We start from the raw sequence: 14197 nt of genomic DNA, 5'->3' as shown, positions 1-14197 counted from the left end.
TGGTATGGGGATGGTGTTTTCCATGTATTTTTTTTACACCACCATTACGGGGTAATCCCGTTATTCCTTTTACATATAGCCCTTTTCAAAAGGCCATTTTTGGCCAGGTTTACTCTATTTACTCATCCCATTAAGTCGCAAAAAAATGAAAATTTTAAAATTTGGAGGTTCTTCCGTCGCTAATAAAGAAAACATTCTCAAAGTATTTAAGATTTTAAGATCTCAACAAAATAAGGGCGAATTTGCCGTTGTTTTTTCTGCTTTTGGAGGGGTTACGGAGATTTTATTAAATTCAGCCGAAAAGGCAAGGCAAGGTGACCGTACTTATGTGGATGAGGTCAAGGCTTTGGAGGACAGGCATTTTGAGGCAGTCAAGCAGCTTATTCCCATTCAATTGCAATCTACAGTGTTGACTTTTGTCAAAGTGAGATTCAATGAATTGGAGGATCTGTTTCACGGTATATTTTTGATCAAAGAATGTTCCCCAAGGACATTGGATTATGTAGCCAGTTTTGGAGAAAGATTGTCTGCTTTTATTCTAACTGAAGCAATGAAAGTTGAGGGGTTTCAAGCTATATACCTCGATGCAAGGGCTGTAGTCAGGACGAATGATAGGTTTGGGAATGCCAAGGTGGATTTTTCTGCTACCAATGATCTGATACTTGATTATTTTCATCAACATCCAGGGCTTAAAGTAATTACCGGATTTATCGGTTCCACAGAAAAGGGAGAGACTACCACCTTGGGTAGAAGTGGATCGGATTACACAGCGGCCATTTTTGCGTCTGCCCTACAGGCAGAAAGTTTAGAAATATGGACAGATGTTTCCGGGGTATTGACTGCTGACCCGAGGTTAGTGTATACAGCTTTTACCATTCCTCAGCTAACTTACAGTGAGGCCATGGAATTATCCCATTTTGGAGCCAAAGTGATTTTCCCTGCTACCATGCAGCCTGCAATGAAGAAGGGAATTCCGATATATATTAAAAACACTTTTGATCCCGCAAATCCTGGTACTTTGATCAATGGAGAGGGACCGAGTGGAAAACTCATCAAGGGAATATCTTCCATGTCAGGTGTCTCCCTTTTGAATATTGAGGGATCCGGATTAATTGAGTTAGTAGGTGTAAGCAGGAGGGTTTTCGGAGCTCTTGCTGATGCCAACATTCATGTGTTATTGATCAGCCAGGCTTCTTCGGAGCATAGCATTTGTGTGGCTATCCGTAGCTTAGAAGTGCCCAGGGCTAAAGAGGCGATAGAAAAGGAATTTCTCTATGAAATAAAAAATGGAGAAATGGATCCTGTGGTAGTGGTCCCAGACATGTCAGTGGTGGCAGTGGTTGGAGAAAATATGAAACATAACCCTGGTGCCAGCGGAAGAATGTTTCAGTCTTTGGGCAGGAATAATATCAACGTCTATGCTATTGCTCAGGGCAGCTCTGAATTGAACATTTCTGCTGTTGTCTCTCAGGCAGACCTTCAAAAAGCCCTAAACGTCCTTCATGAATCATTCTTTCTTTCGGATAATAAAGTGCTTCACCTCTTTTTGGTGGGTGTAGGCCTTATAGGAAAGGCATTGATCAAGATGATTGCCAATCAAAGAGAAAAACTGCAAAGAGAAAATGACCTGGATATTCAGATCCACGGAATAGCAAATTCCAGGTTTATGGCATTTCATGAAGATGGCTTTGACCTTAGAAATTGTCCAAATCCAGAAAATGCACCAGATTCCAAACCTATGGATCTGGAAAAATTTATCCAACAAATGGAGGAAATGAATTTTTCAAATTCCGTTTTTGTGGACTGTACTGCGAGTCAAAATGTTGCCGATGTGTATGAACGTGTATTAGAGGCAAGTGTTCCGATTGTTACTCCAAACAAAAAAGCTAACTCAGGTTCTTTGGAAAAATACAAAGCACTTAAAAAACTTGCTTACAAGAGAGGGGTAAAATTTCTCTATGAAACCAATGTGGCAGCGGGACTACCTGTAATCAACACCCTTCAGGACCTGATGCTCAGTGGAGACAAAGTCATACGGATTGAAGCTGTATTGAGTGGATCCATGAACTATATTTTCTCAGAGTTTGAAAATGGTCTATCATTTAGTGAGGTTGTTAGGTTGGCCAAGGAAAAAGGATATACAGAACCGGACCCAAGAGATGATCTCAGCGGTATGGATGTTGGAAGAAAAATTTTAATTCTGGGGAGAGAAGCTGAGCAGGATCTACATTTTGAAGACATTAGTATTCAAAGTATGGTGCCCGAAGATTGCATTGAAACAAAAGATATTGAGGAGTTTTTCACAAGGTTAAAAATTCATGATGGAACTTTTTCCGAAATGCTTCAAAAAGCTAAGTCAGAAGGAAAAAAACTCCGGTTTATGGCCACTTTAGAAAATGGTAAAGCCAAAGTTGGACTCAATGCCCTAGACAGTAGCCATCCGTTTTATACACTTAAAGGAAGTGATAATATGATTTTGTTTACTACAGAACGTTACCATGATTTCCCTATGATCATCCGTGGTCCCGGTGCAGGAGCAGATGTGACAGCTGCCGGAGTATTTGCAGATGTCATTAGGTTAGGTAATTATTCCAGATAGGTATGAAACAGGTGACTGCATTTGCTCCGGCCACTGTGGCCAATGTTTCCTGTGGATTTGATATCCTTGGATTTGCCATTGATGAATTGGGAGATAGGGTTAGAATAAATCTTTCGGATAATGGTGAACTGAAGGTCAAAGAAATAACAGGGGATGATGGTAGACTTCCTGTCGAAGTGGATAAAAACACCTGCTCAGTAGCTATTCAAGCTATGTTGGATGCCCTAGGGATAAAGCAGGGAATGGATATCCATCTTTATAAAGGATTGCCTTTAGGCTCCGGAATGGGCTCTTCAGCGGCTAGTGCTGCAGCAGCATTGGTTGCTGCCAATGAACTTTTGGGTAAGCCATTTGAAAAGAAGGATTTGGTACCATTTGCTATGGAGGCTGAGAGGATAGCCTGTGGAGCTGCTCATGCAGATAATGTCGCCCCTTCCATATTGGGGGGATTTGTATTGATTCGGGGCTATGACCCACTCGATGTAGTCAAATTGCCGGTTCCAGATGGTTTGTACTGTACATTGGTGCATCCTCACTTGGAACTTAAAACGGCTGATTCCCGATCCGTTCTACGGCAGCGGATTTCATTGAAGGAATCAGTAGTACAATCTGGCAATATAGCTGGACTTATAGCAGGTCTTTTCCAGAGTGATTTTGAGCTGATAAGCAGATCTTTGAAAGATGTCATTGCAGAGCCATCAAGGGCCCTGTTGATTCCAGGGTTTTATGAATTAAGGGAAGCTATTCGGTCCATCGGTGCATTAGGATCAGGAATTTCAGGTTCAGGTCCTACCATCTTCATCCTTTCAAAGGGAAAAGATATTGCTTTAAAAGCAAGTCAAGAAAGTGAAAAAGTGTTCGAAAAAATTGGATTGGGTGTGGATATTTATGTTTCCGAAGTAAATGACAGAGGGGCTTATCTTCAGACTCCGTAATTTTCAAAACCAATAATAACTAAAATCATCTCCTAAATATTCATGCAGTTTTACAGCACAAACAATCCCAAGCATAAAGTTTCTTTAAAAGAGGCCGTCATCCGAGGCTTAGCTCCTGATCAGGGGCTTTATATGCCGGAAAGAATTCCTGTTTTACCTGCTTCTTTCTTTGAAAGGATTTCTGAAATGAGTTTTAAGGAAATTGGGTATGAGGTTATTGGGAAGTTGTTTGGGGAGGAGTTGGGGGAGGAACAAGTCATGAAACTGGTAGACCATACCTTAAACTTTGATGCCCCATTGGTAAAAGTCAGTGAGGGAATTTATAGTTTGGAGCTATTCCATGGCCCCACTTTAGCATTTAAAGATTTTGGAGCAAGATTTTGTTCCAAATTGATGTCTATACTCATGGAGGGGGAAGAAAGAAAGGTAAAGGTTTTGGTAGCAACTTCAGGAGATACCGGTTCGGCAGTAGCTAATGGTTTTTATAAAGTACCTGGAGTGGAAGTGATTATACTTTATCCCAAAGGAAAAGTTTCAGAGTTGCAGGAGATGCAGTTTACCACATTGGGAGAAAATATCAATTGTCTGGAAGTAGAGGGGGTATTTGATGATTGTCAATGGTTGGTCAAGGAGGCTTTTTTGGATAAAGAATTGAATGAAAAAATACTCCTCACTTCGGCCAATTCCATCAATATTGCCCGATGGATTCCCCAGTGTCTGTATTATTTTTATGCCTGGTCCAGGCTTCCGGAAAAGGATAAAAAATTGGCTATATCTGTGCCCAGTGGAAATTTTGGCAATCTGGGAGCTGGTATTTTGGCCGAGCGTATGGGGCTTCCAATCGATGTTTTTGTGGCCAGCACCAACATCAATAAGATCGTGCCGGATTTTTTGCATGGATTGGATTTTAAGGCCAAGCCCTCCATCTCCACAATCAGCAATTCCATGGATGTTGGTAATCCCAGCAACTTTTACAGATTGTTGGCTTTGTATGGAAATGATGAGGCTTTGTTTAGGAAAAAAGTCAAAGGCTTTTATTTTGATGATGAGGATACGGCGAAGGCCATGAAAAAAGTGATGGAGGAAACCGGATATATCCTGGACCCGCATGGGGCAGTGGGGTACCTGGGGCTTCGAAATTTCCTCAAAATGAATCCTGGAGAATATGTGGGCATTTTTTTGGAAACGGCTCATCCCGGAAAGTTCAAGTCTGTGGTGGATAAAGTTTTGGGGATTGAACTGGAATTACCTGATCGATTAAAGGAGTTTATGAAGGGAGAGAAGAATGCAAAGGGACTTCCTAATGATTATGGGGCTTTTAGAGCCTATTTAAGTAACTCCATACTATAAAAAAGGGCCAATGAATTACACAGGCCCTTTTATTTTCTATGTTGTTTTAGTTTTTCTTGGTCTCTGCATCTTTGAGCTTTTGTTCAAGTGCTTTCATTTCTGCTTCGTGCTTCTTTTGCCAAGCTTCCATTTTTTCCTGGAAAACTTTCATTTTTTCTTCATTGGCCTTTTGCCATTCTTCCATCTTTCTCTGGAATTCTTCGATCCTGGGCTGGTTTTCTTTTTCCCAAGCTTTCACCCTGGCCTGATACTCTTCTATTTTAGGTTGGTTTTCCTTTTCCCATTTTTTCATTTTTTCCTCGAATTCCTTCATTTTGGGTTCGAAGGATTTTTTCCATTCCTCGGTTTTTGATATTCTCTCCTGTTGCAAAGCTTCTAATTGTTCAGCAAGTATTTCCTTCCTCTTGGCCAATTCAGCATTTTTCAGCTTTTGATATTCCTCCCATTCTTCTTTGGACAGCTTGCTTTTATCTGCCAATTTCATTTTGAAAGTGCTGTCAGCAAGAGAAACTCTGATCAAGGCCAATTCCTTTAGCATGGTGGAATCAGGGATTAGTTTTTTGAAAATTTCAGGGCCTATTTCCCATTTGGGCATATTGTCAAAATTAAAATGGGGCATAGGCATATCCCTTAATTCCAAGTGTGGCATGCTGCTGAAACCTCCCATGTCAAAATCCAAGTCTCTGAAGAGCATTCCCAAATCTTTAAGGGGTTCCATGTTTATTTCAAACAGTTCCAAAAGGTCTGGGCTGAATACTCCTGTGTGGATAGAATCCTTATGCAAAAATGCTGCTTTAGGTGGAGGGACTGTGTCTTGTTCTATTTCCCTTAATTCCAATAGGAAAAGAGGATCAAGAGATTGTGTTTTCGATTGGGTTAAAAGCAAATCTTCGGAGGATTCGCTGCTTTGGTCAGTCGCTCCCACCAAGAGCGATGCGCCAAGTATCAAGGTAATCATCATGGTAATTGTGGTTAAAGTAGTTGGTTGTGTAGGAGAGGGGCTTACCCCCATGATTTTCTTGATTCTATCCAAAGTAGGATTGGGCTTTTTGACGACAGCCATGGCCATTTCAGGGGCTTTATTTTGGGCCAGATTGATCACATTAGCCAATCCATAAGCCAGGTCTTTTGGATTTGCTCCAATTGCTACAGCCATTTCATCGCAAGCCATTTCCCTTTGTTTTTTGATCTCATGGTTGATCCACCAGAAAACCGGATGGAAGAAAAAAAACATCTCCAAAATGGATTGGATCAGATTTGCCAGGTAGTCATACCTTTTGATATGGGCCAACTCATGAGCAATAATAGCTTCCAATTGCCTAGGGCTCATCTGAAACAATAAAGCCGAAGGAATAAGAATGACCGGTTTGATGATACCATAGGTCATCGGTACATCTGCATGTCTACTTGAAAGTATTTTTATAGGTCTGGTAAGGGCCAGTTGATTGCTTATTTTTTCAACAAACCTTGATAATTCATCTGAAATGGAATCGTGTTTTTTCTGATGGAGAGACCTCAGGTCAGCCAGATTACTTGCGGTTTTGAAGAAAAAAAGGAAAGCCCCAATCATCCATAAATTCACTAAAGTAGGGATGTGCTTTTCAATTCTTCTGCTCAATAGCTGCCAATCTGCTTTAGCATCTGTTTGTAACTGTAACTGATGAATAAGATCAGGTTGAGCACTTAGGTAAGCCCATTCTGCCTCACTTAATCCACTATGTTCACCTGGCAGTCCGGAGTCAAAATTCCAAGCGAAAGTTACGATAGCTGCGATGGGAATCATGGCCAGCATGACCAAACTCAGGTTGTATTTGAAGGCGGCCGTTTTATGCCTGAAAATGCTTAGCCCGAGCCATAGCAATAACCCTATGCCTGCAATTTGCCAAAGTGCATGGATGATCATCCATCCAAGGGCATAGAGATAAAGTTCTGGAAACATGTTTTCTAAGAATTCCATTATTTGTCTTTTTCCAATTGGTCCAAAAATGCGCGGATTTCATCTAATTCCTCTTTGGAGGGATTGCCCTGCCCCAAAGCCTGCATGACCAGGTTTTTGGCAGAGCCACCAAATGCTGTGGCCATAAAATTGCTTACAAGATTTTGCTGGGTAGCCTTTTCTTCTACCAAAGGATAGTACACGTGGGTACGGTTTTGCTCATCCCTACCCAAGATTCCCTTGCTATGCATGATCTGCATGATCTTCAGGGTTGTCGTATAACCGGTATCTTTAGATTCGGCCAACTTCTCGTGGATTTCCCGAACTGTGGCCTTTTTCATTTGCCATAGAAGGGATAAGATTTCTAGTTCGGATTCCGTGGGTTTAGTGTTCATAAAGATTAATACGATTCGTTTCGTACAAAGTTATACGAATAGGTTCGTAATTTCAAAATTTTAATACGATTTTTTTCGTAACATGATTTTAGTGCTGAGGAAGAAACTGTTAACTGATTTATGAAACTGCTACGGATTTCATGGAACTAAGCCTAAGTCACAATAGTTGTATATACATAGATTTGAAAAACCAAAGATTATGATAACTAGACAACCGCTTTTAGAAAAGCTTCAAATGGGAGATTTGGAATTGCAAAACAGGGTAATAATGGCTCCAATGACAAGAAGCAGGGCAACCAATCCTGAAAATGCACCTTTCGATATCCATGTAAAATATTATAAACAAAGGTCATCGGCTGGCCTGATCATCTCCGAAGGAGCTCAGATTTCGAAAAAAGCAGTAGGATATGTGAATACACCGGGGATTTATTCTGATGCCCAAGTGGAAGGTTGGAAAAAAGTCACTGAAGGTGTGCATGAAAAAGGAGGCAAAATATTTATTCAATTATGGCATGTGGGTAGAATGTCCCATCCTGATTTTCATGGTGGTGAATTGCCCCATGCGCCTTCTGCCATCAATCCACATTCCAAGTCTTTTACACCAGAGGGTTTCAAAGACACTGAGACACCCAAGGAAATGACGATTGAAGAAATCAAACAAACCATCCTTGATTATAAAAAAGCAGCAGAAAATGCGATGAGAGCAGGCTTTGATGGAGTGGAAATACATTCTTCAAATGGTTATTTGTTGCATCAGTTTTTCAACAGGACTTCTAACGTAAGGACAGATGAATATGGTGGAAGTATTGAAAATAGAGCCAGGATCTTATTTGAAGTAATTGATGCCATCAAAGAAGTAATGCCTGTAAATAGAATTGGGGTAAGGTTGAACCCATCACTTCACGGCATTTTTGGGATGACAATGGATGAGGAGACCATTCCGACTTTCGATTACATCATTGAAAAACTCAATCAATATGATTTGGCCTATCTTCATTTGTCAGAACCTTTCAATGATGTTTCCGAAATTCCTTATGCAGAAAAAGAGATTGCCAAAAGGTACAGGCCAATGTACAAAGGCACTTTGATCATCAATGCAGGTTTTGATCAGGAAAAAGGTAATCAGGTTGTTTTGGAGGGATTGGCTGATGCAGTGGCCTATGGTAAACCATTTATTTCCAATCCTGATTTGGTCGAGCGTTTTGCGGAGAATGCGCCTTTGGCAGATTGGGATCAATCCACTTTTTATACTCCTGGGGAAAAGGGATTTACAGATTATCCTAAATTATCCGTTTCAAAATCGATATAATTTGAATTAAAGGCCGACTTAGTTCGGCCTTTTTTATTATTTTGCAAACATGTGTCTACTAGCATTTAATTGGGATAATCATCCTGAGTATAAATTTATCTTAGTGGCCAACAGAGACGAATTCTTTGAAAGGCCATCCGCTTCTTTGCAGTTATGGGATTCTGGTTTTTATGCTGGCAAGGACCTACGGGCAGGAGGAACTTGGTTGGGCATGCATCCCAATGGACGATTTGCAGCCATTACCAATTTCAGAAATCTGAGAAATAAAGAGAAATATGCCAAGTCTCGTGGTGATTTGGTCAAGAATTATCTGGAAGGGGATATGGATCCCTTCTCTTATCTGGAAGAAATCGAAAAGGAAAAGAGGGATTATGATGGTTTTAACCTTTTGGTAGGAAATCATGAAGGGCTCTACTATCTATCCAATAAAACAGATGGCATCCAAATACTTAAACCCGGACTATATGGGCTGAGTAATGCAGTGCTGGAAACCCCTTGGCCCAAGTTGGTCAAAGCCAAACAAAGCCTTGGTAATCACATCCAAGATTCCAACTTTGATCTGGAAAGCCTGATGATTGGCCAGCAGTCCAGGGAAACAGACCCACAGGAAATTTTACCTGATACCGGGGCAACACCTGAGCAAGAGAAGCTTCTATCTGCACAGTTTATCAATGTAGGGAATTATTATGGAACGATAAATTCTACTGTCCTGCTTTGGAAACATAATGGAGAAGTAGAAATAATGGAAAGGAAGTTTGATCAGGTAGCAGGAACCCATGAGGATACTGTATTCAACTTTAAGGTGGAAAATTTTTTGGAACAGAATCATATTTAATCCTGTTGTAAAAACATGGAAAATCAAGAGATTTTAGATGTTTTGATAATCGGAGGGGGGCCAATCGGGCTCGCCTGTGGGATCGAATGTGAAAAAGCCGGACTTAACTATGTCATAGTGGAAAAGGGTGTTTTGACTAATTCTCTTTTCAATTATCCCCTGAACATGACTTTTTTTTCCACCTCGGAGAAACTGGAAATGGGTGGGATTCCATTTATGTCTATTTCCCATAAGCCTACCCGAACAGAAGCCTTGGAATATTACCGTAGGGTAGCGCAGACCTGGAAGCTTAAAGTCAGGTTATATGAAGAAGTCAAGACGCTTAAAAAAGAGCAGAATCTGTTTGAAATCATCACTTCTAAGGATACATACATCACCAAAAATGTCATCTTATCTACCGGATTTTATGACCTTCCCAATCTGATGAATGTTCCCGGGGAGGAACTCCCAAAAGTCACCCATTATTACAAAGAACCCTGGCCCTATATCGGACAAAAAGTATTGGTTGTAGGAGGAGGAAATTCTGCAGTGGACGTAGCCTTGGAAACCTGGCGTAAAGGCGCTGAAGTGACCATGGTCCTCAAGGATGAGAGTGTCGACCCTAATGTCAAATACTGGGTCAAACCTGATATTGAAAATCGTATCAAGGAAGGATCCATCAAAGCCTTTACCCATTCTCTTGTTAAAGAAATCAGGGAAAAGGAAGTGGTCGTTAATACCCCCAACGGGGGAGTCACTATTGAAAATGACTTTGTCCTGGCCATGACAGGTTATGTGCCCAATTTTGCCCTTTTGGATCAATTGGGCGTAGAGTTAAGCCTAGATGAAAAGCGTCAGCCCTGCTACGATCAGACGAATCAGGAGTCCAATGTACCCGGTGTTTATCTGGCCGGCGTAGTCTGTGGGGGATTGAATACAAGGGAATTTTTTATTGAGAACTCCATTATACATGCAGAGCAGATAGTGAAGCATATCTTGGGGAAGAAGGTTTGAAGATTCAAGACAAAAGACATAAGACTGAGGAAAAAATTAATGAGCTTATGTAAAGAAATTAGTGTCTTTGCGTCTTTACGTGAATTAAAGTCGCCTAATTTTTGTGATTATAAAATTTAATCTTTAGGTTTAATTACTTAAAAATTAATTTTTGATGAAGAAAAAATCCCTAAAGCTTTCCGGATTAATTATTTTGCTCATTTTGACTTTTGCTTGTTCCAAAACTGAGCATTCAGGAATGAAAATCATTAAAGTTCCTCAAAGTACCGATAGTGATATTAGCTTGGCAGCTATTGCCGGTTCTATTGAAACTATTCCTTTAGAAACAAGGGAGAATGCCTTGATCATCAATGTTTATGATGTTAAAATTTCAGATAAAAAGGTTTTTGTAAAAGATCGGAACAACAAGATTCTGGTTTTTGATATTGAAGGAAACTATATCAAAAACCTGATACCGATAGGCGATGGCCCGGGAGAAACCAAAACTATCTTCGGATTTACCATAGATGAAGCCTCAGGGAAGATATATATCAGTGATGGAAGAAGACTATTGGTGTACTCTGAGGAAGGTGTTTTCTTGGAAGAAAGAACCTTCCCAAACAATTTGAATTACCTGACTTTTCTGGGGAACGAATTTCATGCCATTACCGAACAGCTGATGCGGCCCGTTGAAAATAGATTTTCCAATGAAACGTTTTTATTGGCTATGAATCCCCAACTTGAAGTAACGGACTCTTTGTCCTTACGGCAGGTTGTTTTGGAACAAAGAATGATTTTGGGTTTTCATAACAGGAACTTTATCTCAAGGGTAGGGGATAGAAATTATGTTTACACGCCTACACCACCTATTGACAAAACCTTAAGGGATACTTTATTTCATATCGATAATTCAAATTTAATTCCCCATATAAAACTGGATTTTGAGGCTCCCCATTTTGACGACAAAGGGAATAAAGCCATAATGATCATCAGTATAATCCTGTCAAAGGATTACCTCTTATGTGAATATGACATTGAAAGCAAGAGGAAGTTTTTTCTCTATGATCTGAAAAAATCCAAAGGTTATAATCTAGATGAAGGATTTTTCGATGAGCAGGGGGATAAAGTGGTTTTAAGACCATTAGACCTCAATAGCAATGTCTTCTATTATGCGAAATCCATGGAATTCATGGAATCCGCCTCTGAGGTAATGAATCCTGTTATTGGGATTGTTAAGTTGAAGTGATCCTTTTTCAGGTAGGAGGTAAAAAGAGGTACAAAGTACCAAGTACGAAGTACGAAGACACGTCTTGCTTCTTGTGTAATCAAGACAAAAACCGAAATGATTTTTTTGAACCAAAAAGAGTCCACAAAAGTTTTCCCGATACGTCTTGCAATATCCTAACCATCCGCTATTGGGGTATGTGCTTTTCCTTTTGTTCCCCTTTTGAATCTTTTCCCGATATTAGGGAAAGGTTGTGATTCACAGACTTTTTTGTTCAATTCTGTAAAGCAAAAACTTTCAATTGTCCTTCAAATTTTATTCCTTGCTTTCACCAGCTTCCTGTAAAAGTTGAGTGATCAGGCTTTCTTTTATTCTGAAATTTGTCTTTTGATTGATCAAAATCGGGCCTTTTTGTCGCACTAAGTTATCAGAGTTAAGGTCTTAAAGAATACCTTTTGTTCCTTTTCCCGATTTTCAGGACAGGTTGTGGTTCAAAACTTTAACAGTCAATCCGGTAAAGCAAAAGCAACATAAGCATCCCCGGATTTGGTGCCTTTTCCGCCACCACAGGCAATGACCACATACTGTTTTCCATTGACCGAATAGACCGCCGGGGTAGCATGCCCGGCAGCTGGAAGTTTGGCCTCCCATAAGATTTTACCGGTATCTTTATCAAAAGCCCTGATTTTCTCGTCCTTGGTGGCTGCAATGAAGACCAATCCCCCTGCAGTAGTCACTGGACCTCCATAGTTTTCTGTACCTGTAGGAGCAAATCCTTTTGCTGTAAGTTCTTCAAATTCTCCTAAGACAGATTGCCATTTGATTTTCCCGGTATTCATGTCAATGGCCGTCAGCGTACCCCAGGGAGGTTGTATTCCTGGATACCCATCTTCCGTCAGCAGACGGGAATAACCCTGCATGTAAAATTGCGGGGTCATCATTTCTTTACCTCCTTCCAGTTCTTTTTTAGCATTAGGATCTTCTTTTTCTTCTCCAAAGAGATAGGCGATCATGGCTTTCCGCTCATTCTCTGCAATATGGGAGAAGGCAGGCATGGCTCCTTTTCCGTTTTTGATCAGGTTGTCCAAACTGCCTTCATTGTATTTTTTATCCAAACCAATTAAGGAGGGGAATGCAGGTGGATTGCCTTTGCGGTCCATACCATGACAGTTGGCGCAATAGTTGGCGTAAACGCTCTGCCCCAGACTGGTAGATTTTGGATTGGCCCCCATGCGTATCACCCAAGGGATTTCATTGGCATTGACATAGAGTGTTTGGGTAAATGGGTCAAAGGATGATCCTCCCCATTCTGCACCACCGTCCATGCCTGGAAATAGGACTATCCCGTGTTCATGGCTTGGTGGCAGCCACATGTTGCCGAATTTTACATTATCGAGTTTGCCTCTGATATCCGCTTCCCACTCTGGAGTCAGGCGCAAGATTTCATTTTCGGTGTACACCATGCGCATGAAGGGCTCTGGCAAAGTGGGGTGGGGCTGTGTAGGCCAACTTTTTTCTCCCGGAAGGGTAGATTGTGGGACTGGACGTTCTTCTATCGGCCAAACAGGTTCACCTGTCACCCGATCAAAAACATACACATACCCCTGTTTGGAAGTCTGAGCTACAGCATCTATCCATTTTCCATCTTTTTTGATACGGATGAGGTTTGGGTTGGCAGGAAAATCTCTATCCCATATATCATGATGTACTCCCTGGAAATGCCATATTCTTTTTCCTGTGTTGGCATCCAGGGCTATAAGGGAGTTGGCAAATAAATTGGCTCCATGTCTGTAACCTCCCCAAAAATCATAGGTAGCTGAACCAGTAGGGACATACACAATCCCTCTGTTTTCATCCAGGCTCATGCCAGCCCAGTTATTGGCCCCTCCTATGTATTCTATGTAATTTGGATCCCAAGTGTCGTATCCATATTGTCCCTCCATAGGGATGGTATGGAAAATCCATTCTCTTTTTCCCGTTTTGACATTATAAGCCCTTATATGTCCAGGTGCTGCGTCCAAGCCTTCAGAAAGGCGCATGCCAAGGATGATTTTATCCTTGTAGATGATTCCGGGAGTATTGCTTACCAGTAAAAAATCTTCCAAGTCGGTATCCAGATCTTTTTTCAGGTCTACCATACCCTTTTCACCAAAAGATTCAATGGGCCTCCCTGTCTCAGCCTCCAAAGCAATAAGGTAATTGGAAGCACTGAAAAATATCCTTTTATCCTGTCCTTCTTCCCAATATGCCAATCCCCTATTGACCCCGGCCCAGGAATTCTCCCCTCCAAGTAATTGAAATGGGTTAAAGCGCCACAGTGGCTTTCCTGTATCTGCCTTGAGGGCAAAAACATTGATCTGAGGACTGACCCCATATAAAACCCCATCCACTACAATGGGCTGGGTCTGAATCTGGCTCCTTTCCGTGGCATCTCCCGTATGAAAAGTCCAAGCCTGTTCCAGGTTTTTTACATTTTCCTTAGTGATTTGGGAATGGGAAGAATACCTGGCTGCATCATTGGTACCTCCAAAATGCTCCCATTTAGAATAATCCGGGAGCGGGTATTGTTCAGTTTGGGAGCAGGCTAAAAATGCACAGCCTAATCCAACAAAGGCGATTAATCGAAACATGTTCATTGGGC

10 protein-coding genes are annotated in these 14197 nt (G+C 41.1%); 7 read left to right on the top strand and 3 right to left on the bottom strand.

Annotation, left to right across the window (positions count from 1 at the left end; genetic code table 11):
* The first annotated feature begins 145 nt into the window (after positions 1-145).
* The 3 genes from thrA to thrC are packed head-to-tail and all read left to right on the top strand — an operon-like array spanning position 146 to position 4884.
* Complete coding sequence (gene thrA / locus CLV48_RS07685) at positions 146-2599, top strand: bifunctional aspartate kinase/homoserine dehydrogenase I (protein ID WP_106566699.1); 2454 nt, start codon at positions 146-148, stop codon at positions 2597-2599.
* A gap of 2 nt (positions 2600-2601) precedes the next feature.
* Positions 2602-3534: a homoserine kinase gene (locus CLV48_RS07680; RefSeq protein WP_106566698.1), complete on the top strand. Its 933-nt coding sequence runs from the start codon at positions 2602-2604 to the stop codon at positions 3532-3534.
* A 42-nt stretch (positions 3535-3576) separates the two neighbouring features.
* Positions 3577-4884 (top strand): threonine synthase, encoded by a 1308-nt coding sequence (gene thrC, locus CLV48_RS07675; RefSeq protein WP_106566697.1) that lies wholly within the window; start codon positions 3577-3579, stop codon positions 4882-4884.
* Positions 4885-4930: 46 nt separating this feature from the next.
* Here the strand turns inward: thrC and CLV48_RS07670 are convergent, their stop codons facing one another.
* Complete coding sequence (locus CLV48_RS07670; RefSeq protein ID WP_106566696.1) at positions 4931-6841, bottom strand: M56 family metallopeptidase; 1911 nt, start codon at positions 6839-6841, stop codon at positions 4931-4933.
* Positions 6841-7215: a BlaI/MecI/CopY family transcriptional regulator gene (locus CLV48_RS07665; protein WP_106566695.1), complete on the bottom strand. Its 375-nt coding sequence runs from the start codon at positions 7213-7215 to the stop codon at positions 6841-6843. The genes CLV48_RS07670 and CLV48_RS07665 overlap by 1 nt, the downstream gene beginning before the upstream one ends.
* A gap of 199 nt (positions 7216-7414) precedes the next feature.
* Here CLV48_RS07665 and CLV48_RS07660 point away from each other — a divergent pair, with 199 nt between their 5' ends.
* The 4 genes from CLV48_RS07660 to CLV48_RS07645 all read left to right on the top strand — a co-directional run bounded on the left by CLV48_RS07660 (position 7415) and on the right by CLV48_RS07645 (position 11577).
* A complete protein-coding gene (locus CLV48_RS07660; RefSeq protein ID WP_106566694.1) occupies positions 7415-8524 on the top strand; it encodes an alkene reductase in 1110 nt (369 codons plus the stop codon).
* Between the two features lie 49 nt (positions 8525-8573).
* Positions 8574-9359: an NRDE family protein gene (locus CLV48_RS07655; protein WP_106566693.1), complete on the top strand. Its 786-nt coding sequence runs from the start codon at positions 8574-8576 to the stop codon at positions 9357-9359.
* 15 nt (positions 9360-9374) lie between these two features.
* Complete coding sequence (locus tag CLV48_RS07650; RefSeq protein ID WP_106566692.1) at positions 9375-10352, top strand: YpdA family putative bacillithiol disulfide reductase; 978 nt, start codon at positions 9375-9377, stop codon at positions 10350-10352.
* A gap of 154 nt (positions 10353-10506) precedes the next feature.
* Positions 10507-11577 carry a 6-bladed beta-propeller gene (locus CLV48_RS07645; RefSeq protein WP_106566691.1) on the top strand — a complete coding sequence of 357 codons (1071 nt, stop codon included), beginning with the start codon at positions 10507-10509 and terminating at the stop codon, positions 11575-11577.
* Between the two features lie 485 nt (positions 11578-12062).
* On the opposite strand, the gene CLV48_RS07640 is transcribed toward CLV48_RS07645, so the two are convergent.
* Positions 12063-14186 (bottom strand): outer membrane protein assembly factor BamB family protein, encoded by a 2124-nt coding sequence (locus CLV48_RS07640; RefSeq protein ID WP_245889509.1) that lies wholly within the window; start codon positions 14184-14186, stop codon positions 12063-12065.
* Positions 14187-14197 lie beyond the last annotated feature (11 nt).

The organism is Cecembia rubra (assembly GCF_003014575.1).
GTDB classification, from domain to species: Bacteria; Bacteroidota; Bacteroidia; order Cytophagales; family Cyclobacteriaceae; genus Cecembia_A; species Cecembia_A rubra.
The sequence above is the reverse complement of the archived record's forward strand: the minus strand, read 5'-3'. Positions and strand labels throughout refer to the sequence as shown.

Bases quoted from the DNA above. Each gene is read 5' to 3' on its own strand.
- thrA (WP_106566699.1), top strand. From the start codon at position 146: ATGAAAATTTTAAAATTTGGAGGTTCTTCCGTCGCTAATAAAGAAAAC.
- CLV48_RS07680 (WP_106566698.1), top strand. From the start codon at position 2,602: ATGAAACAGGTGACTGCATTTGCTCCGGCCACTGTGGCCAATGTTTCC.
- thrC (WP_106566697.1), top strand. From the start codon at position 3,577: ATGCAGTTTTACAGCACAAACAATCCCAAGCATAAAGTTTCTTTAAAA.
- CLV48_RS07670 (WP_106566696.1), bottom strand. From the start codon at position 6,841: ATGGAATTCTTAGAAAACATGTTTCCAGAACTTTATCTCTATGCCCTT.
- CLV48_RS07665 (WP_106566695.1), bottom strand. From the start codon at position 7,215: ATGAACACTAAACCCACGGAATCCGAACTAGAAATCTTATCCCTTCTA.
- CLV48_RS07660 (WP_106566694.1), top strand. From the start codon at position 7,415: ATGATAACTAGACAACCGCTTTTAGAAAAGCTTCAAATGGGAGATTTG.
- CLV48_RS07655 (WP_106566693.1), top strand. From the start codon at position 8,574: ATGTGTCTACTAGCATTTAATTGGGATAATCATCCTGAGTATAAATTT.
- CLV48_RS07650 (WP_106566692.1), top strand. From the start codon at position 9,375: ATGGAAAATCAAGAGATTTTAGATGTTTTGATAATCGGAGGGGGGCCA.
- CLV48_RS07645 (WP_106566691.1), top strand. From the start codon at position 10,507: ATGAAGAAAAAATCCCTAAAGCTTTCCGGATTAATTATTTTGCTCATT.
- CLV48_RS07640 (WP_245889509.1), bottom strand. From the start codon at position 14,186: ATGTTTCGATTAATCGCCTTTGTTGGATTAGGCTGTGCATTTTTAGCC.